The organism is Pseudomonas sp. TE4620, assembly GCF_056279045.1.
Genome location: NZ_JBWBQO010000001.1, coordinates 2,164,168 through 2,181,893, shown reverse-complemented (window position 1 = coordinate 2,181,893; position 17,726 = coordinate 2,164,168). Strand labels below are relative to the sequence as shown.

Genomic DNA, 17,726 nt, shown 5'->3' with positions numbered 1-17,726 from the left:
GCTGCAAGAATGTTTGAAAAAGTCGCTCTGCTCACCGCCAAAACCCTCTATGCACTTGCCATTAGCGTCGGTGTGGTTTGGCTCGCGTGGTTGTGCTTGGCGAGCCTTCCGTTGTGGGCAGCGGTGCTGATGTTCTGTTTGGGGTTGCCAGTGCTGGCCCTGGCGGCCACCCCCATTGCGGCAGGTGGCGCTTTACTGGGCGGACTGGTAGCAGGTCTGGTCGCGGTTATTGCCGGTTTAGTTTCTCGGCAGCCTCAACGCGGCGATTGATCTCACGCTCGCAGACTTCGCACCAACGCCAGTACTCAACCATCGACAGCTTGCGGATCTCCGAGGGCTGCAGCCTCAGCACCAGGACCAGTGCTTCGTCCCAAGACTGCAGCGATGTCTCCGCCGCCAGCCATTTCCCGAAACACCTCCGTCACGATCTTCGAGTCCGCGATATCGAGATCGCCCAGGTCTTCGACGGTTAAACCGGTCATCTTCGCGAACAGGAAGTCTTCCTGAGCACCTTCGTTCCTGGGGGAATAGTCATGTGCAGCAGACAGGTCTTTGCGCTTGAGGCGCTTGATCTGCAGCGAGGCAATGTAGGTGCCAGCAGCGCTGGTGAAAGGGAACTTAAGGGGGATGCTGAGTTTGTCGGCCATCTGATGCTCCAGGTTGATCGTTCTGATCAGTTGCTCAAAGAGAGGCTTGAGCATCGCACCGGAGCCTGGCACTGGCTTTTAATCAGGATTAAAGACAGGATTGGCGGACACTCACCGTTAAAGGACCGGCTAATGACAGCCCCAAACATTGAGCGTTTCAACATACTCACAGGCGCAATATTTGCGTTGCTGTATGAAGAGTTCCCTCAGCCTTTTGATCTACAGCAAGAGTACTTTATCAACGAGATGACACTGAAGGATGAGTCGTTCGATGGTGAGCCGTTGCTACGACTCGAAGATGAGGATTTCCTGATAGCCACTATTCAATGGCTAGGGCGGCATGGGTATCTACACCATGGGCAGATTTACGGACCACCAGCAACGGTCTCCAACTGTGTCCTTACTGCACAGGCACTGAGCCTGCTTAATTCGATGCCGAACGTGCTTGAGCAGAAAGGACCATCCATTGGTGAGCAGATGATCAGCGCTACGAAAGAAGGTGCCACTGGAAAGCTGAAGGAGTTAGCCAGTGGCTTTCTTGAAAAAGCGGTCGAGCTAGGTATCAAGACCGCTTCGTCAAACTGGCCTGGCCTTTAGGCCTGCCCGATATTCTTCCGATACTTGGCCAACTGGTCCTCACCACCTACCTTGAAGATGTTGGCCAGGTAGTCCAGCAGCACCACCTCGTTACCGTTGAGGATCTGCCGCACATAGGTGGCCGAGAACGGTGATTCAAACTTGCTCGGGTCGCGTGGCTTGTAGCTCCCCAGTTGGTACTCCTTGAACATGATGGTCATCATCGTGACCAAGGGGAATTCATCAACCAGACCACCGCTGTTGAAGACCTGGACGTTGGAGCGGCACTGCAGCTGTACGGTCTTGAAGGGCGTGGCCAGGCGCTTGGCCGCGTCGTAGTACAGGCTGTTCCAGACGATCTTGCCTTCCAGCTTGTCGATGCCATCCGGCAGTTCAATCAAGCCAACCATACCCAGGCCCTGGAAGTCGCTCATGACGGTCTTGACCGTGCCCAGGTCAATTTCTTCGCAACGTCCGAAGAAGCTGTTGCCGTCCAGGTAGACCGCCGCGTTGGTTATACGGTGTGCGCTAAAGCCTGCCATTTACGCGGCCCCCAGATTGACCAGGTATTCCCCGGTGATTTCGGTTTCAAAGGTGCCGCGTTCGAATGGCAGCGGCACCGTCAATTTGTAGTTGAACAGCAGGTGTCCCAGCTCGATCTCAGTCTTCGGGTTGCGAGCTGGGTCATACCAGCACTCACCCCCGATCAAGGCCTGGTCACCAATCAGCTTGCGCATGAACATGTTGACGCTCTCAACAATGCTGTCGATCAATGCGTCGGTGATCGGCATGTCAACGAACTGCAGCGAGCTATAGCGGATGGATTCGTCGATGATGTCCTTGGTGCGTCGCACGTTCTCGAAGTTGCGCATGTGCGTCACTGTTGGCCAGGCCGCCGTGCGGTTACCCCACAGCCGCAGGCCGGTGCCGAACGAATTGAACACGGTGGTGATGCCGTTTTCGTTGAGGAGATTGACTTCGCTGCTGGCATCGTCGATGCGAGCGGTCAACGGACGTTCCAAACCGATCACGCCCAGGAGCTCTTTGTTGGAGCTGCTCCACCAGTAGCCATTGTCGTTATCAACCTTCGCACGCAACCCTGCGGCGCGAATGGATAGTGGCTGAAGGCGGTCGCCTCCACTGGCCTTGTCATACACCTTCACATGGGGGTAGCACAGGCGGACCCGGTCGCTGCTGGTGTTGAAGTTGATAGTGCCAGATGGGCCACGACCGGCGATCACCTGCTGGACCGTAGTGCCAATTGGCGCGTCGATGTAGGCAACACCGCCCATTTTGATCGCCGACGCGATCAGCTCGACGCTGACTGCATTGAGAGTGCTGAAGCCGGGCGCGATGAAGATCTTCGGGAAGAACCCGAACTGGGTGTAGCTGTCCTGAAAGGCCAGCAAACCGCTGCGCTGACCGGCCAGCGAGACGGCGCCGATAATATCAGCCGGAGTCACCTTGCTCGGGTCAGCGTAAGTGTAGTCAACCTTGACCTGGCCATTGATCGGAATGCTGCCGGTGCTGATGCGTTGAACCCGGCCCGAGAGCATATCGACGCTGTAATCAGTGCCGAGGCTGTAGGTGGCGGTGCCATCTTCAGACTTCACGGCCAGCGCTTGCAGCGCCCCATGATCAAGCCGAAGCAGGTCGTTGTCAGAGAAGCCTCCAGGCTGACCCACCAGGCTGCTTTTATGTACGTCAGGATCGAGCACGTTGTAGACCAGCACAGTCCCAGCACCGAAGTCATAGATGCCGTCCAGAGCCTCAGGAATGCTGAAACCAGGCAAGTGCGTGCCGAACTGGGCGCCGTCAATGTCATTCAACGACAGGGTCAGGGTTTTCACTGGGCCGGTGGGTGCGGTGCCAATCAAGGCAATCACCGCTGACTTGACGACGCGGATTGCACGGGGGCCGCGCTCGATCTCCAGGGTTTCGATGCCGTGTAAGTAGTTAGCTGCCATTGGCTTTGGCTCCTTTCTTGTCCGCACCTGGTGCAATCGCATTAGGCTTGGCGGTGTCGGCCTCTACCGGGTCAAGCACAAGGTGCTTGAGCTCCAGCAAGACCTGGGTGTACTCGTGATCAGCAGGCAGATTGACGGGTTGCCCTGGCAGGAGCTGCACATCGAGCAGCTCCTGTTTGGCCCCTACACGCAATGAGGCAGCGCTTTGCGGGCCGGTGTAGCGGTAGCGAGTGAGTTTCATGGAAAGCCCTCATGTTCGAAGGTGGCGCGGGTAAGTCCTGGCTCATTGCCTGGCAGCACAACCTGAATCTGGGTAGCACGGATACTGAAGTCCTGGGCGTACTGCCAAACCCCATTCATATGCCCGATAAAATGCTCGGCAACAGGCCAGCAGGCTTTGTCGCAATGCGGAGGAAACCAGCCCGCGAGGCAACCGCGTAAACGGTCGAGGTAGCTGATCACCCCGTCCTTGCCATGGAGCTGGCGGAAAACCAGGGTCAGCCGGATCACCAGGTTGCGTTCCTGAAACACCGCATCGGTCGCTTCCGAGTGACCGAAGTTCGACCTGCCGTAGGCCAGCAACACCGCGCCACGGGGATGGTTCAGCCGGTACCCCTGAGGGCTCTCCGGAAACAGCTCGACCATCAGTTCCTTGCCGAAGTCTTCCTTGAGCCGCACCAACATGGCATCCATCAGCTGCTCGGTCTGGGTCTTGTTACTGACCATCAGTAGCCCTCCCAACGACGGTCATCGAACTGCTGACGGCGAGAGCGAACGCGAATTTCACCCGGTTCCGGCGTAGCCTGGCCGCTGGGCATGCCCAAGGTGACCATGCCATCGCGGATGCTCTCCAGCAGCTTGACGGTGTCGCGGCGGCTGTCCTTGACCGCATCGGGCACAGGGCTTTCCGGGCGACGTTGATACAACCAGTGCCGGGTGAGGTACACCGCTGCATCACGTAACACTGTTGGAACCGGATCGAGCGGCAGGTTGTACCGACCGCGCAAGTAGCCATCAATCAGCTCCTCTGCCTGGCGTACACCGTCCTCGATCACTGCATCAACCGGCTGCAGAGCAGCCGGATCGTCATTGGAGAGCTGGATCAGCGTCAGCTCGGGGATCGCCTTGCCAATGTCGGCGCGAGTGCAGTAGCGCATGGTCTACCTCAGATGCCGCGAACGATGCGAACCACATCGCCGGACGCGGTGGCCACGTCCATGGCAATGCCGTTCGCTGCTCCGGTAGTGAGCTTGATGGCACGCCCACTTGCGTCCGACTCCACCTGGTCACCGGCAGCAAAAGCACCGCCTGCAGTCACCAGGCAGATGCCCAGCACATTGACCGGGGCCACATTGTCAGCCTCGGTATCCGCCGCAACTGGGCCGAGTGACTTGGCGCCTGCGGCGCACAGCCCCCCGTCAAAACCGGCAAAGTGGTAGCGCGGGAGGTCGACCAGGGCGACCACCGAGGTGGTCAATACGGGTTGTTGAGTTTTCACAGGTTACCGTCCTTCGGCCAGTACATGGCCGCGCTTGAGCAGTGGCTTGGCGTCCGTATCGCTCAGGTAGATGTAATCGCCTTCGCGATACAGCTCGCCGTTGTGGAGAACGTCAGAGCGCCCGGTTACCGTGTAGCTGCCCAGCTCTGGCTCTGGCTCTGGGTTCGGCGTATCGCTCGGAGCAGGTGCTGCAGCGGGTGCCACGGGCTCGCTTGACGACGCAGTTGCAAGGGCTTCGTCCTGCGGGCTCGGTTCACCAGGCGTGTTAGCTACGGCCTTGTCCTTGGGAGCGTTTTTGGAAGTCATCTGGCGCCTCAACCGTTGATGTCGGAGATGAGGTAGCCCGCATCGGCCCCCACCACGACAGGCTTATAGATGTCGGTGTTACGGACATAGCGCACCTTGCCGCCAGCGCCGTCGTAGGTATCGATCTCCGGCATACCCTTGCGACGCAGGGTGTAACCGAAGCTCGGCTCTTCGTAGTCGGATTTTTCACCACCTGCAGGCTTGGCCACGTAGGCCAACGTCATGTTGTCGGACCAGATGTCGGAGGTGTTGTGGCTGCCTGCAATTGCTTCGCCGATATGAATGTTCGGGATACCGAAAATCGCCTTGAGGTGTTCCAGGGTAATCATCTTGCGTTCGTCACTGCCCAGGGCTGCCTGCAGCTTCGGGTGAAACTTCAGTGACAGGTAAACGGATGCCCCCATGGTCATGGTGTTGGGACGAACACCGATCCGGCTGCGCACCACCTCCTTTGCTTGCTCGACCACCGCAATCGGATCGCCACCGCCATTGCTCCATTGGCTGGAACCCGACAACGTGAGTTTGGCGCCTGCCAGGTAGGTGTTGGGGTTCTGCGCCAACTTGGCGCAGCTGACTTCGCGACGCAGATCGATCGCGCCAACCACGCGGCGAGAGGCGCGTGACTCGGCATCGAACATCGACTCGTTCTGCTCGCGGTAGTCCACCGGGTAGGCCAAGTCGTGTTCACGCAAGACCACATCGAGACCATCCAGGTCGTCCGGGTTCATCACGTTCGACTGCGCACGGATTGCCCGTTCGGTGTCATAGACCTCGAACGCGTCCTTGCCGAACAGCGGAATGGTGCCTGCTTCCTTGTCCATTTCGGCCACGGGGAACAGGGCTTCACCGATGAACTGGGCATTGCGGTAACCCCGCGCCAGGCTCGTCAGTACCGGGTCAACGACCCGCAGAATTTTCAAACGGTCAGCCATGACGGCTCCTTACTGATTGATGAGTTGGCGTACAGCCGACTCGTAGGGAATGTTTTTGTCGGCGGCCAGTTGCGAAGCACGGACGTGCAGATCGAGACGACCCGGATCGGTTTCTACCTCGGCGAACTCCAGCTCAGCGCCAGTACGTGCACCGTTGGTCTTGCGGTCTTTGCTGGCCTGCTCGGCAAAACTGATCTGCTTGGGCAGGTCGTTGAAGATGGCCTTCAGGCCGTTGGCAACCGGTTGACGGTCATCGCCTTCGCCGAACTCCAGCGGCTTTTCGGTGCCCTCGGCGAAGTCCAGGACAGCGATCAGGGCAGCACTGTGCTTGGGCAGCAAACGACCGGCTGCGACCAGGCCTTCGGCGAACGCGACGTTGCTGCTATGGATAGCGGCTTGTGCTTTCTGGCGTTTCTCTTCCTTGTGCTGCTGAACCTCACGCTGCAGGCGGGCGTTGTCCGCCAACAGATCGGCTTTTTCTTTTTCGGTCACGGGCGTGTCCTCGATGATGGGTGGTTTGGGTTGGGTGGGGTCACTGAAGGCCGGGAGTGATTTGTCACCGCCGCGTGCTGCATCGGAGATGGTGTCAATTGCCCAGGTCGGAATGACCTGGTCGGCAACTTCCTGGCCGCGATCCCCGATCAACCACTCGCGCAATCGACGCCATAGGCTGGCAGTGGTCTCATGCCCAAAGTCGCCGAAGGAAATGACACCTTCCTCGTCATCAGCCAGTTCGATGGGGCGCAAGCCTTTTACAGCGGGTGGTTGCGCCCCCAGGAAACCGACATGACGCAGGTAGTACACGCCCGGTACAGGGTTGTTGGCTGCGTCGGGGTGGTAGAACGATGCGGATATCTTCTTGTAGGCGCCTTTGGCGATCAGATCGGCGAAGGCCGGGTCAATCTGCTGGGGCTCAGCGATCAGTCCTGCCGCCGATGCCGAGAGCGATTTGACCCAGCCAGCTGCGGGTGCATCGTGCTTCGGATGGCCGAGCACCAACGGCGCTTCGTGCACAGCTGGGTCATAGGCCAACACGGTCGCGGCAATGTCGCTCTCGCTGAAGTTGAAACTATCACCGCTCATGGCGGTGTGTTTGCCTGGCCTGAATATGTGAAGTGGTTTCATGGTCTGTGCGCAGGTAATGGAGTTGATGCGCACAGCCTGGGCGAATGTTCGGCCCAGGACTTTTAATCGGGTTTAAAGAGTGAATGCCCAGGAAAGTTACTGCGGTCTTGCCAATGACGTTGGCGATGTCCGTGGGAAGTCGGACAGGAGGGTTTTATAAAGCTTTATGGCAGTGGTCACTGACAACATTCGATGAACCACTGCCGTTGGCTGCAGGAGCGCGTCAGCGGACGTTACAGGCGAGCCGCCTTCGACAGGTGTTGCAGTGCCAGATCCAGGATCGCGTCCTCTGCTTCAGGCTGCAGCTTGCCCTCAACGTCCATGGGCAGATATGGACGTCCTGGGATGTCACCCCACAGGTGCGGGAAGTCGGCCTTCTTCCCACCGAAGTGCATCATCGCGGCATAGGGCTTGTTACTGCCGACCAGCGCTGAGCTGTCAGTGGCCTGGGTGGTGATCGAGGCTGCCAGACCTGCAGCACTGACCTGGAGCATTTGCCCCGGCCAAGTGCCGGATTGCTCCCGGCGTTCGGTGGTGACGCTGGACAATGACTCCCAGTCTGGCCGTCCTTCTTCCTCCAGGTTCTCTTCGGTCACGCTGGCCATCTCGGCGGCGATGCCTTTCATCAAGGGGGCCAGATCACCCACGGCCCACTCAACCTTGCGTAAGGTCTCCTGCAGCCGGGAGTGATCGAGTTCGACGGTGATCATGTTAAACCTCGTTTAGGCCAGCAGCGGCCTGCTTGCGTTGGAGGGCTTCGGCAAGCCCAGTACCTGGAGCATGGTTGAAACCGGGGTCAGTGCGGAACGTGATGGGTTTGCCGCCCTGGTCGGTGAGTCGTAGTCCGGTCACACCAGCGATTCTGATTTCGCCCGTGCGTTTGTTGGTACCGATCTCGACCGTGTCATTGAAGCTGAGTCCCTGGCTGGAGATGACCGTCAGACCACGGCGCTTAACAGCGGCCTCAGTCAATGCCACCACGCGGCATCGGCAGTTGAAGCCGTTCGGTGGGAAGATCGAAGACCATATCGGGTCATCATGGCGAAACACCTTACCGTGCAGGGCGCGATGACTTGGTCTGGTCTTGCCATCCAGGATGGCCACGTACATCCAATACGGGTGAGTGTCTGAGGTTTCCTCCATGCTGGCCTTGCGTCCGGCCATGTACGCACTCTGCAGGTTGGTCTGGTAGATCGTCTGCAGACGACGCGGACTGCCCAACTGGACCAGCTCGCCGACACCCTGGCTATCGACGATCACCTGCTTGCCCCACCAACCCTGAGTCTCAAGAGTAGGCTGCAGCGCCTCGGTGAACTGCTTGAGGGTTTGGCCTTTCTGCAGCGCGGTTTCCAGGGCTTCACGGATATCCGAGAGCAGATCGAGGCGCATCGCCTTAGCCACGGTGAAGGCCTGATCGTGAGTCTGGTCAAGCATCTCCTGCCAGTCCCAGGTGACCGCGTAGCCTTTGCCCTTGAGGTAGTCGATGGCTTTCGCAGGTTCAAGGCCGAAGATGGCCTTGAGATCGGCTGGGCTTGGGATTTTTGCCTTGGTTGCCATCTCAGCTCTCCTGATCCGCGACGGCGTTCAAGCGTCCCCAGACATCGGCAACAAACATCAACCGGGCCAACAACGCCTGCAGCGCTACGGCATCCAGGTCAGGGCTGGTCTCGGCCAGAAGTCCCAGCACTTCGACTTCATCGCGCCCCTGCTGCAGGGCTTCGATGATGGGATGCAAAGCTTCCATCGCTTGTTCCTGGAGCTGCTCCCCGGTGAGGCTATCGATAGCCTGGTCCAACGCGACCTGGTCGAGAATCGGGCGCACTGTGGCTTCGGCAAACTCCGGCCCCTGGGCGACTGGACCTTCGATAATGTCTCCGTCCTGCAAGTTGTAGGTCCGCTTCCAGTATTGAGGCGTGAACCGCACACCGGCTTCGGTCAAACCCCGGTCGCGCTCAGCCAGCACCTTGTCGATTTCTTCCTGTTCCCACAGCTCGTACACCGGGGCGGTGACCTGCTCACCGAAGTTGAGATCGACGACCAGGCGAATGGCCGCGTTCAGGGTCGCGGCAACAATGCCTGCGTCACCATCACGGATATCTTCAGTCACCTCCAGGCCCGCCGTTGCACTGGCACGGTTGGCGTTGGCCTCTGTGGTCTGGTTCTGGCCGAGCATGGCAACGTTGATCTCGCTACGGCAGTAGGTCAGCAGTTCGCGATAGACCTCGGCGCTGGAGCTCTTGCCCGCGGCTTCCTTGATTTCGATGCTGGAGTCATCCGGAATCGCCGCCACTGCGTCCTGGACCATGGCCTCAAGGCTGTCGAGCAGCAAGTTGGTCTCGGCGTCGCTGGCACCGCGTGGATGCTTACCGATTACCCAAGGGCTACCGTACTTCTCGGTGAACTGAACCCAGAACTTCAACCCTCCCTTCATGAACATCACCGGCCAGAAACACATGGACAGGTCGGCGAAACCATAGGGGTTGTCGTAGGAGGAATCTTGCCGGGCGACGACAAAGCGCTGTGGGTCGCATTGCTCACCGGCAATGCCTGCGTCACGGGCACGGAAGCGCAACACGTTGTCCTGGTCATAAAGAAACCATTCGGCAGGTTTACCGAGTAGATCCTCTGGTACCAAGCTCAGCCCCAAAGGCTTCCACATCAGCTCAACCGGTTGGTAACCGAACAGCGGTGCATTGAGCAGCTCGCGGATGATGCGGTCGAGGTCGAGGTCGGCCAACCAATCACGAATGAAGCGCTCGACCCGTACCGGTGCTGAAGCGCGCTTCAAGTCGCGCTCCAGGGCCAGCACAGCAGACTTGCGGCGGCGGATGTTACCGCCGACCAGGGCTGAGCTGCGCAGATCACGATAGACCTTGATGTCCTTGCCCTGGGCTTTGAGGATCGGGTCCGGGTTCGGTAGGTACATGCCCAGAGCCTGGGCATCGAAGCTACGCCCACGGGTGGCGATATGGTCGGTGAGTCCCTTGTCGCGCCGGGGCTCGGCGAATCGAACGAATTCAGTGGGGCTGACCCACAGTCCTTTGGTGCTCATGCGTACCCCTGAGTGATGCGAGAAGCCGCTCGGGGGCGGCGTGATTTGGCAGAGACTGGACCGGAGGCAACCTCCAGCGTGGCGAAATGAGCGAGTACCCCGGCACCGGCAAAGTCGCCATGGCGGTAGAGGTCCGGGTCTTTGAGGTCTTGGGTGCGGGCTTTTACGATCATCGGAATGCCGTCCACCAGTTCGATACCGCGCACATCCTGCTGCAGGTTGTCGTCCTGGGGGATGGTGATGGTGCTGTCTTCAAACAGTCCGACGAACTTGGGCATCCAGGCGCCGTACCAAGCACGGCTGAGCTTCACCTGCTGGATGCGGTTGTGACCGAACTCATCGGCGGTTTCTTCAGCCAGCGTCTCGCCGTTGCCCGAGGCGTCCAGGGCGGCACCGATGAAGCGCGGCAACCCACGCAAGGTGTAGAACAGCACCAGCTTTTGCTGACGTGCAGGCACACGGTGCATCTCAACCACAAACGGGACATCACGGTGACGGGCCTGGTCAACTGACATCGGGCAGGCGATGGAGAAGTCGCGGTGACGGGCGTAGTCCATGCCCAGGAAGTGGCGCAGGTCGGGATTGAGCTGCGCCACGACGGGCGCTAGGTTGCGCTCAATCCACTCTTCAACGTAGGCATCGCGCCGGTAGACCGGTTGCTGGGTAAAGTCGTCCGGCAGCGCCAGGCGTAGCACAGGCCGACCTGGACGCATGGCATCCTCAATCCACACACCCGGAATGCAAACGCCATTGCCATCGCGGGGCACGGCGTCGAGCTCTTCACGCATCTGGGCCTTACGCGGGCCGTAGGCGTTGCGGATCTTCTTGTACCAGGCTTCCTTGCCTTCCGGCGTGGCGGGCTCGCCCTTCATGAAGCAAACGCGTTCGAACAGGCCGTTGGCCACGGCATCGTCAAAGGTTGCCCGATAGACCTGGGCGGCATCGCCATAGCGCTGGTCACGGATGTCGTTGACCATCTGGTTGAAGGCGTTGCTCTTGCCGTTGTGGGTACTGATGATGACGATGCGACCGCCCCAGATCAGCAAGGCGGTTGCCGCATCGAGCACCGCCGACACGTCACGGTGAAAGGCTGCTTCGTCGATGATCACCTTGCCCTGCAGGCCACGCAGGTTGGCTGGGTTGCTCGACAAAGCAACGATCTTGAAGCCCGAGGCGTAGCGGATGCGGTAAGCGTTGATCTGCCGGGTGTTGCCCGACTCGTCCTGGTCTTCGAACAGGAACTCTTCGATCTGACTGACACCGGAGGCTTGAGCCTCGGCGATCACCCGACTGAACTTGGCGCAGTAGCCAATGAATTCCAGGCCTTTTTCCTTGGTGTCACCGACATAGAATATGTCCATGCCACCGGCACTCTTGCGTGACGCGGCGGTGATCACCGAATCCAGCGCCTCGGCAAAGGTGATGCCGGTACGGCGACCTTTCTCGCAGAGTTTGATCTGTGCCTGAATGCGCAACCAGTCAACTTGGTGCGCCATGAGGATGCCTTCGGCAATCGGGTTGTAGCCCTCGGGGATCTGCCGAACGCTGTCCGGCAACTCGTCCCATTCGACGACACGCAGGGTGCTCGATGAGGGCTTGACCGCTGAAGCGCTCATTTGACCCCCAGGAACTTCTCACGCCAGAACAACGCCTGGTCTTCGTTCATTCCACCGGTCTGCACCGACTTCTCTAGCTCGGCGGCTTGCTCAGCCAGCAACTGCTCGCGGGCAGCTTTGGCAATGGCCTGGCGCTCTTTGACACTGAGGGTGCGAGCCTCCATGGTGGCCTTCGCCGCACGGGCCAAGGTGGCCACCTCCTTGATGGTCACCTCGTCGTTCTCATGCGCACCTAAGGCCGCCTGATAGGTCAGGGTTGAGATCGCTTCGACCAGCAAGACGCCGGTCTTGTCACTGGCATCCTCACCGAAAGCACCGACAAAGGCCTCAGCCTGTTCGCGGTGCTGCCGGGCTTTCTCGGTCAGTTGGTCAAAGCCCTGCTTGAAGCGCCCCAAGGCACTGCGGCTGGGGGCCTTCTCGTTGGGGAATCGCCCGCGAATGTCATCGAGCATGTCATCCAGGGTCATGCGGTCTTCGCGCAAGAGCTTCTGGATATACGCCTTGACCATGGGCGGCAAGCGGCTGATGGAGGATTTGCCTGCCATGGTCAGGCCCCCGGACGCTTGATGCCGGGCACGCGGGCACGGCCTGCAGCGATGTCCTGGCCACGCTCGGTGAGACTGGCCACCATCACCGGGCCGATATCGTCTAGCGACACCGCGCCCTGTTCAGACAGCCACTGCAGTTCGGTCTTGACCTGGTCACGGCTGACACTGTGGCCGAAGTTGTCCAGGGCGGCGTTGAGCACGGAGCTATTGGCCCGATAGGCAGGCATTTCTACCAACAGGCGCAGGATCACCAGGCGCATGTCCTGGCGCAGGAATTCAGCGTATTGGCTCATGTCTTTTCTCGCAGCAAGTAGTCATTGATCCGGTCCACCGCACGGGAGATGGCCTGCATTCCAGCCAGCTCGGCCCGTACCGCCTTCATGTCACCCAGCAATTCGGCGATGGCGGCGTGGTCCGGCAGGTGGCGCACGCGCTCCTCCAGGGCGACGATGCGGGTGCGCAGTTCCAACAGTTCCTGGGCACTGGCAGCCTGGCGCTTGGTCAACCAGGTGTACACGCCAATCACCGTGAGGATCAGCCACTGCACGGTTTGGAAACCGAAGTTCAGTTCGTTCAGGTTCATCGCAACCCTCGTTTGGCCAGGTGCTCCAGGGTGGTCTTGCAGTCAAAGCAGTGCTCGGTACCAGGCTCTGCCTGGCGGCGATCTTCAGGTATCGCATCGCCGCATTCTTCACACCGATAGGCCGAGGGGCCCGAGCGTCGCTGCAGGCCACTTTTGTGAGCCAGCAACGCGGCTTCGGTGAAGTCGTTGTCATTGGCCAGATCCGCTACATCCATACGCTGTCAGTCCTTTTCTTGTAGATCGAGCAAGGCATTGAGTTGGGCCAGGTTGTTGCGGGCCCACACCCCATAGTCCTGGGCGTGGGCCAGGATGTCGGCGGGAGTGACACCGCTTTCCAGTAGTTCGGCGTCAGTGCCGGGGGCGGCGCTGGGCGTTGTTTGAGCGTGGCTGGCAGTGGTGCCTTGGGTTGCGGCTGGCACACCGAGGGCGGCGTTGTAGTCGCGCAGCCAGCCAGCAGTGAACACGCAACGAGGAATGGGCTGAGTCGCTGCACCAGGTGCAGCACGGTATTGGGTGGTGACATGGGGGATGCGCTCCTGCAGCTGCTGCAGCTCGGTTTGATGTTGCGCCTGGAGTTGAATCAGCAAGGCATCGGAAGCATTGGCACGGATGACCTGTGCCAATAGCTGCTCCTGGCTCTGCTTTGCATTGGCTGCGAATTGCTCTGCGTTCTTGGTTTTCAGATCTCCCAGCGCGGTGTCGCCTAGGGCCTGGGCGTGGCGGAACCCCAGGCCATAGCCAATCGAGCCAGCAGCCGCTGCGCTTATCACGCAAGCGGCCATAGCCCAAGCCAACCCGCTGCGCAGGGACATAGGACTAAGCACGGCCATGGTGGTGCCTCCTGCGGTTACGGGTCTTACGCGCACGCCGTTTGGCTGCTGCAACACCAGAATTCTTGCGGCTTGACGGCATCCGGGTGGCGCAGGTCAACCACGTGCCTGCGGCAATGTTGGGTGATGACCAGGTCCAGAGCCTGGCCAGACAGGAGACCAAAGCAGATGCCAACAGCCTCATGATTCGATGTCCTGGTCTGGGCCTTGTTTGATCAGGCGCGCAATGAACAAGAGAAAACCTAGGGCACTGTTGAGTACGGCATACGCCCTGGGTGAAAGCTCCGCCTGCCACATCGGCAGCAGCTCAAGTTGCGCGAAGCCGAACAGCGCGATCAACACGCTAATCTGGACGCTGTAGAGCTTGTAGCAACAGCGCCAATCGCAGATCGGCTTCATGCAGGCACCCCGGCGCCTCGGCCATGGGTGGCACCGCGCTCGATCCCGGCCAACTGCAGGCCATCGGCGATGATCGCTTCGCCGTACCAGAGTCCACCTGGCAACGGGCCTGGACCGTTTTCATGGCGAATGATGGCCAGCACCAGAGCGCGCATAGTGTTGAAGTCATAAACGTCCAGGCGCTCGTCGTCCGGCGCTACGCCCAGGGCACGAGCGACGGCCATCGCGTATGCATCGGTGTTGTTTTCAGAGGCCGGTGCCCAACGCTCGATGATCTCCCGCACGCTGTCGATGCGGCTGCCATCGGCGGCGCGGCGTTTGTCCTGGTACGTGATCAGGACCCGAGCGATCGCACGGATGCCCCAGCGTGGGCTACCGAACTGGACGAACGCGCTGTCACCCTGGAGTGCAGCCTGGCCTTGCCAGCGCACACCTTTGGCGTGACGGATATTGCCGGGGTTGTAGTTGCGGATGCCGCGAGGGGATTGCTTTTCGGGTCGCATGGGACGCCTCCTGATAAGGCGCCCGAGGGTAAATTCAGGCGCCAGAATGCACACACCGCCATGATCGGCGGTGTGTGAGGGAGGCGCTTTTAATCGGGTTTAAAGAGATAGCGTCAGCCGTTGGTCTCGAAACCTTCGGTAATGGTACTTAAGCAATCCTTGCGCTTTGACTGATACAGGTTGAAATCACTTTGGATCTCACCTGGGGTAGCTTCAACACCACCCTTCATTGCAGCACCGACTTGAGCCTGCCACCAGGTACGGGCAAAATTCCCCGCCATGCCGCAGTATCCCAAAGGGTCGGCAATTGTAGCGCCGAAGAGTTCTTTTCCTTGATCCGCCAATGCGGAAAACCGGCGGCTATGTTCACCCACTGACGTCACGTTTTGGGACTTAAGAATCTCGACACCAAGACTCATTGCTTTCTCTATGTCAGCAAAGTATTGATTGGCGCTTACTAGCGCCTCAGGGGATGCCTTCGCATAGGTGATTGTAGGCGCTGTCACTACAGCAATCTTGTGCTGTGGTGCCTCTTGCACCGTTTCAGTTGGATTTGAAGGCCACAAGAAGTAAGCGCCAATCGCTAAGATCGCTGCCCACCCCACAAGTACAGCTTTACGTTCGCCAGTGTTCAAGTCCTTCCAGGATTTACTTTTCTTCTGCATCACGTTTGCATCCCTTCAAAATATGAAATAGTCGGTTATCGCTCTGCTTGAAGGATAACGAAGGCCAGAAATCCGGAGACGACCGTTACGGCGATTGCCCAGTCCTGCAGTGCTCCCGGCAGATACCCCCTAAGAAAGAAACTCCCCACGGCAATAGCCACGCACACGCCAAACGCCTTCAACATTCGGAGCCCGTTTGCTTCCTTGCGTCGTTCCGCCCGTTCTGCTGCCTCAATTTGATCGTGCCGATGCAGATCATAGTCGCAATGCATGCACAGCTGGGTGTAACGCCAAGCAGGCTTGCCACACTGCGGACACTCTCTTTCGCGGTCGCTACCAGGTGGTGGTGGCTGTTTTCCTGACTGGATCTCAAAGGTTTGAGTACCAAGGTTGATATTCCCGTGGTCACCTTTGATCTTGATGATCAGCTCATGATCCTTCCCGTCATTGGGGAGATTGCCGATCTCCTCGGTGAGCCGCGCTGATAGCTTCGCCATCAGATCTTCATCGCTTCGCATAATGCTCCTTTGCTACTTCAGCGATTTACTACCAACTTCAGCACTCGCTCTACCTGGGGCTCATCCAGCACCTGGTCTGTACTCAGCACGTTGTAAACCTCAGCTGCAACAGCGGTGAGCTTTTGCACAGGCCAGCGTTTACCTGCCTGCTTTGCAGCAGCCTCAAGCATCTCTGCGATCCGTTCCAGGCGCTTCACATCAATTTGTACTGAACTCGATGTCTGCAACCCAGTGCCTACGGAATGCGTTCCCGTGAGTACGAACTGGATATCAGCACCTGCCTTGGCAAAAGAGAATAAAACTTCTCCTCCAGGGACTGCAGCACCTCGCTCATAGCGCCCCCAAATTTCCCGCGAGACTCCACATAACTCAGCTGCCGATGCCTGCTTGAGGCCTAAGCGGATGCGCTCTTCCTTCATCCGCTCAGCAGAAAGAGAAGAAAAGGTCACTTTAACCCCTTGCAAAAGAGAACTTAAGTTCTCATAATCATTCATACAAACACACATTATCTTTGCATCACAGGAGCCACCACCATGGCCACCCATGCCAAAGCCCTAACCGCCGACCAGGTGAAAGAAAACTTTCGCCGGGCAGGCAAAACCATTACCGACTGGGCTACCGAAAACGGCTACACCCGCAACGAGGTGTACCGCGTTCTCAATGGCCAAGCCAAAGCCCACTACGGCAAAGCTCACGACATCGCCGTAAAGCTGGGCCTTAAAGCCACAGCAGCATTGGCAGCGTGAGGTCGGACATGCCAAACAATGACACCCCGTTTGCTTTGAGCTTAACCACTGCAGTCATTGGGACTCGCTACGTTCGCGAGCATTCAGTTGCTGGTAGTCCGTCAACAACAGATCTGCCAACTCATTCAGAGTGCGAACCACTGTTGTGTGATTCGACACTGTTGGCTGAAGCCCCTCAGCATGAATCCGCAGACCTGCTTGCAGCTTCTGCTCATCCAGCATCCCCTGGCGCTGAAGTGTCCCGGCCAAAATCATCACGCTGCGGGCAATGCCCTCAATGCGGCCAGCCAGTTCACCAAAATCCTGCGTGGTCATTGCTATGACTCCGGTTGTCAATTTACAGCAAAAGTTTGCACCGGCAGTAATCCTTTTGCCCATGTGCAAAACCGCAATTTGTTTGGAAACACTTCCGCAGGAGGTCTTCCAATGAGTCGTCGTCGTTGGAAAGGGCTGCGCCCGACCTCGCTACGTCATGCACTAGAGCTGTGCAAGGACTATGCACGGGAGAACCACAGCAAGGGCGTTGAGCGTATTGCTGATGAGATGGGGCTGGCTGATCACTGGGCGCTTTACAAGTGGCTACAAAGTGGCCGCATGCCCGCCAATCTGATCCGTCCCTATGAGCAAGCTTGCCGCTGTGACTACGTCACCCGCTGGATCGCGGCAAGCGCGGGACGGCTGACCATTGATATGCCGACCGGGCGTCACTGCCCAGCGCAGGACATGCACGCGCTACAAGAGCTACTGAACACTGCCGCAGGAAAGTTACTGGCGTTCTACGCCAAGAACAGCGAGGCCGACGAGACCTTGGCCGCTATCCAGGCAGCAATGGAGGGGTTGGCCTGGCACCAGGGCAACGTCGCCCAGAGCCAACAACCACAACTCGAACTGGAGGGGCAGCAATGAGCCGCACCGTCTCTGCCGCTGCACGTGTGTTGCGTGTGTTCAAGGCGCTCAAAGGCCACACCGTGACGGGGTTGAGCAACACCGAACTGGCCCAATTGACCGGGGACAGCCCGAGCAATATTACCCGTGCCATGCAGACCCTGATCGAAGAAGGTCTGGCGGTGAAGCTGGATAACGGGCGCTTTGCTCACTCGGTCGGGGTCCTGCAGATCGCTCAGGCCCATGCCGAACACATGGCCCGGTTGCAGGGCCGGATGCAGGAAATCAATCAGCGCATTGCTGCTGGCTCGATCAACTAAGGGGATAGAT

The 17,726-nt window shown here is 58.9% G+C and carries 30 protein-coding genes; 5 read left to right on the top strand and 25 right to left on the bottom strand.

Annotated elements, in window-relative coordinates:
• Positions 1-9: 9 nt before the first annotated feature.
• Positions 10-270 carry a hypothetical protein gene (locus tag ACZ9A3_RS10325; protein ID WP_476252530.1) on the top strand — a complete coding sequence of 87 codons (261 nt, stop codon included), beginning with the start codon at positions 10-12 and terminating at the stop codon, positions 268-270.
• Between the two features lie 35 nt (positions 271-305).
• Here ACZ9A3_RS10325 and ACZ9A3_RS10320 read toward each other — a convergent pair whose 3' ends face one another.
• Positions 306-701, bottom strand: coding sequence for a phage tail assembly protein (locus ACZ9A3_RS10320; protein WP_476252529.1), 396 nt, complete (start codon positions 699-701; stop codon positions 306-308).
• A gap of 78 nt (positions 702-779) precedes the next feature.
• On the opposite strand from ACZ9A3_RS10320, the gene ACZ9A3_RS10315 reads away from it, so the two are divergent.
• Complete coding sequence (locus ACZ9A3_RS10315; RefSeq protein WP_476252528.1) at positions 780-1,244, top strand: hypothetical protein; 465 nt, start codon at positions 780-782, stop codon at positions 1,242-1,244.
• Here the strand turns inward: ACZ9A3_RS10315 and ACZ9A3_RS10310 are convergent.
• The 23 genes from ACZ9A3_RS10310 to ACZ9A3_RS10200 all read right to left on the bottom strand — a co-directional run bounded on the left by ACZ9A3_RS10310 (position 1,241) and on the right by ACZ9A3_RS10200 (position 16,259).
• Positions 1,241-1,765 (bottom strand): phage major tail tube protein, encoded by a 525-nt coding sequence (locus ACZ9A3_RS10310; RefSeq protein WP_476252527.1) that lies wholly within the window; start codon positions 1,763-1,765, stop codon positions 1,241-1,243. The genes ACZ9A3_RS10315 and ACZ9A3_RS10310 overlap by 4 nt on opposite strands.
• On the bottom strand, positions 1,766-3,190 hold the full coding sequence (locus ACZ9A3_RS10305) for a phage tail sheath subtilisin-like domain-containing protein (protein ID WP_476252526.1): 1,425 nt from the start codon (positions 3,188-3,190) through the stop codon (positions 1,766-1,768). It abuts the gene before it with no gap.
• Complete coding sequence (locus tag ACZ9A3_RS10300; protein WP_476252525.1) at positions 3,180-3,431, bottom strand: hypothetical protein; 252 nt, start codon at positions 3,429-3,431, stop codon at positions 3,180-3,182. Before ACZ9A3_RS10300 ends, ACZ9A3_RS10305 begins: the two co-directional genes overlap by 11 nt.
• Entirely contained in the window at positions 3,428-3,916 is a 489-nt protein-coding gene (locus ACZ9A3_RS10295) for a Gp37 family protein (RefSeq protein ID WP_476252524.1), read from the bottom strand. The genes ACZ9A3_RS10300 and ACZ9A3_RS10295 overlap by 4 nt, the downstream gene beginning before the upstream one ends.
• Positions 3,916-4,347: a gp436 family protein gene (locus ACZ9A3_RS10290; RefSeq protein WP_476252523.1), complete on the bottom strand. Its 432-nt coding sequence runs from the start codon at positions 4,345-4,347 to the stop codon at positions 3,916-3,918. The genes ACZ9A3_RS10295 and ACZ9A3_RS10290 overlap by 1 nt, the downstream gene beginning before the upstream one ends.
• 8 nt (positions 4,348-4,355) lie before the next feature.
• Complete coding sequence (locus tag ACZ9A3_RS10285; RefSeq protein ID WP_433886069.1) at positions 4,356-4,688, bottom strand: capsid cement protein; 333 nt, start codon at positions 4,686-4,688, stop codon at positions 4,356-4,358.
• Positions 4,689-4,691: 3 nt separating this feature from the next.
• Positions 4,692-4,994, bottom strand: coding sequence for a hypothetical protein (locus ACZ9A3_RS10280; protein ID WP_476252522.1), 303 nt, complete (start codon positions 4,992-4,994; stop codon positions 4,692-4,694).
• An 8-nt stretch (positions 4,995-5,002) separates the two neighbouring features.
• On the bottom strand, positions 5,003-5,926 hold the full coding sequence (locus tag ACZ9A3_RS10275) for a major capsid protein (protein ID WP_476252521.1): 924 nt from the start codon (positions 5,924-5,926) through the stop codon (positions 5,003-5,005).
• A gap of 9 nt (positions 5,927-5,935) precedes the next feature.
• Entirely contained in the window at positions 5,936-7,009 is a 1,074-nt protein-coding gene (locus tag ACZ9A3_RS10270) for a peptidase (RefSeq protein WP_476252520.1), read from the bottom strand.
• A gap of 275 nt (positions 7,010-7,284) precedes the next feature.
• Positions 7,285-7,761, bottom strand: coding sequence for a phage virion morphogenesis protein (locus ACZ9A3_RS10265; protein ID WP_433886073.1), 477 nt, complete (start codon positions 7,759-7,761; stop codon positions 7,285-7,287).
• 1 nt (position 7,762) lies between these two features.
• Positions 7,763-8,608 (bottom strand): phage head morphogenesis protein, encoded by an 846-nt coding sequence (locus tag ACZ9A3_RS10260; protein WP_476252519.1) that lies wholly within the window; start codon positions 8,606-8,608, stop codon positions 7,763-7,765.
• Position 8,609: 1 nt separating this feature from the next.
• The gene (locus ACZ9A3_RS10255) at positions 8,610-10,103 is read right to left on the bottom strand and encodes a DUF935 domain-containing protein (protein WP_476252518.1); all 1,494 of its coding nucleotides are present in this window, start codon (positions 10,101-10,103) and stop codon (positions 8,610-8,612) included.
• Positions 10,100-11,719, bottom strand: coding sequence for a hypothetical protein (locus ACZ9A3_RS10250; protein ID WP_476252517.1), 1,620 nt, complete (start codon positions 11,717-11,719; stop codon positions 10,100-10,102). Before ACZ9A3_RS10250 ends, ACZ9A3_RS10255 begins: the two co-directional genes overlap by 4 nt.
• Positions 11,716-12,264, bottom strand: a complete 549-nt coding sequence (locus ACZ9A3_RS10245; RefSeq protein ID WP_433886077.1) for a phage protein Gp27 family protein — start codon at positions 12,262-12,264, stop codon at positions 11,716-11,718. The genes ACZ9A3_RS10250 and ACZ9A3_RS10245 overlap by 4 nt, the downstream gene beginning before the upstream one ends.
• Before the next feature lie 2 nt (positions 12,265-12,266).
• The gene (locus ACZ9A3_RS10240; RefSeq protein WP_273910147.1) at positions 12,267-12,560 is read right to left on the bottom strand and encodes a VpaChn25_0724 family phage protein; all 294 of its coding nucleotides are present in this window, start codon (positions 12,558-12,560) and stop codon (positions 12,267-12,269) included.
• Entirely contained in the window at positions 12,557-12,850 is a 294-nt protein-coding gene (locus tag ACZ9A3_RS10235; protein WP_433886079.1) for a DUF2730 family protein, read from the bottom strand. Before ACZ9A3_RS10235 ends, ACZ9A3_RS10240 begins: the two co-directional genes overlap by 4 nt.
• Complete coding sequence (locus ACZ9A3_RS10230) at positions 12,847-13,065, bottom strand: TraR/DksA C4-type zinc finger protein (RefSeq protein ID WP_433886080.1); 219 nt, start codon at positions 13,063-13,065, stop codon at positions 12,847-12,849. Before ACZ9A3_RS10230 ends, ACZ9A3_RS10235 begins: the two co-directional genes overlap by 4 nt.
• A 6-nt stretch (positions 13,066-13,071) precedes the next feature.
• On the bottom strand, positions 13,072-13,662 hold the full coding sequence (locus ACZ9A3_RS10225) for a lysis protein (RefSeq protein WP_476252516.1): 591 nt from the start codon (positions 13,660-13,662) through the stop codon (positions 13,072-13,074).
• 198 nt (positions 13,663-13,860) lie between these two features.
• Complete coding sequence (locus ACZ9A3_RS10220) at positions 13,861-14,079, bottom strand: DUF7940 domain-containing protein (RefSeq protein ID WP_433886082.1); 219 nt, start codon at positions 14,077-14,079, stop codon at positions 13,861-13,863.
• Positions 14,076-14,582, bottom strand: coding sequence for a structural protein (locus ACZ9A3_RS10215; protein ID WP_476252515.1), 507 nt, complete (start codon positions 14,580-14,582; stop codon positions 14,076-14,078). The genes ACZ9A3_RS10220 and ACZ9A3_RS10215 overlap by 4 nt, the downstream gene beginning before the upstream one ends.
• Positions 14,583-14,695: 113 nt before the next feature.
• Positions 14,696-15,250, bottom strand: a complete 555-nt coding sequence (locus tag ACZ9A3_RS10210) for a hypothetical protein (protein ID WP_476252514.1) — start codon at positions 15,248-15,250, stop codon at positions 14,696-14,698.
• 32 nt (positions 15,251-15,282) lie between these two features.
• Positions 15,283-15,765: a hypothetical protein gene (locus tag ACZ9A3_RS10205; protein WP_476252513.1), complete on the bottom strand. Its 483-nt coding sequence runs from the start codon at positions 15,763-15,765 to the stop codon at positions 15,283-15,285.
• Positions 15,766-15,782: 17 nt separating this feature from the next.
• A complete protein-coding gene (locus ACZ9A3_RS10200; RefSeq protein ID WP_476252512.1) occupies positions 15,783-16,259 on the bottom strand; it encodes a helix-turn-helix domain-containing protein in 477 nt (158 codons plus the stop codon).
• A 39-nt stretch (positions 16,260-16,298) separates the two neighbouring features.
• Here ACZ9A3_RS10200 and ACZ9A3_RS10195 point away from each other — a divergent pair, with 39 nt between their 5' ends.
• Positions 16,299-16,511, top strand: a complete 213-nt coding sequence (locus tag ACZ9A3_RS10195; RefSeq protein WP_273910157.1) for a DNA-binding protein — start codon at positions 16,299-16,301, stop codon at positions 16,509-16,511.
• A 54-nt stretch (positions 16,512-16,565) separates the two neighbouring features.
• Here ACZ9A3_RS10195 and ACZ9A3_RS10190 read toward each other — a convergent pair whose 3' ends face one another.
• The gene (locus ACZ9A3_RS10190) at positions 16,566-16,826 is read right to left on the bottom strand and encodes a hypothetical protein (protein WP_476252511.1); all 261 of its coding nucleotides are present in this window, start codon (positions 16,824-16,826) and stop codon (positions 16,566-16,568) included.
• 111 nt (positions 16,827-16,937) lie between these two features.
• Between ACZ9A3_RS10190 and ACZ9A3_RS10185 the strand changes: the two genes are divergently transcribed.
• Together ACZ9A3_RS10185 and ACZ9A3_RS10180 are read left to right on the top strand one after the other, a co-directional pair.
• Positions 16,938-17,417 carry a hypothetical protein gene (locus tag ACZ9A3_RS10185; RefSeq protein WP_476252510.1) on the top strand — a complete coding sequence of 160 codons (480 nt, stop codon included), beginning with the start codon at positions 16,938-16,940 and terminating at the stop codon, positions 17,415-17,417.
• Positions 17,414-17,716 carry a helix-turn-helix domain-containing protein gene (locus tag ACZ9A3_RS10180; RefSeq protein WP_476252509.1) on the top strand — a complete coding sequence of 101 codons (303 nt, stop codon included), beginning with the start codon at positions 17,414-17,416 and terminating at the stop codon, positions 17,714-17,716. Before ACZ9A3_RS10185 ends, ACZ9A3_RS10180 begins: the two co-directional genes overlap by 4 nt.
• Positions 17,717-17,726: the final 10 nt, after the last annotated feature.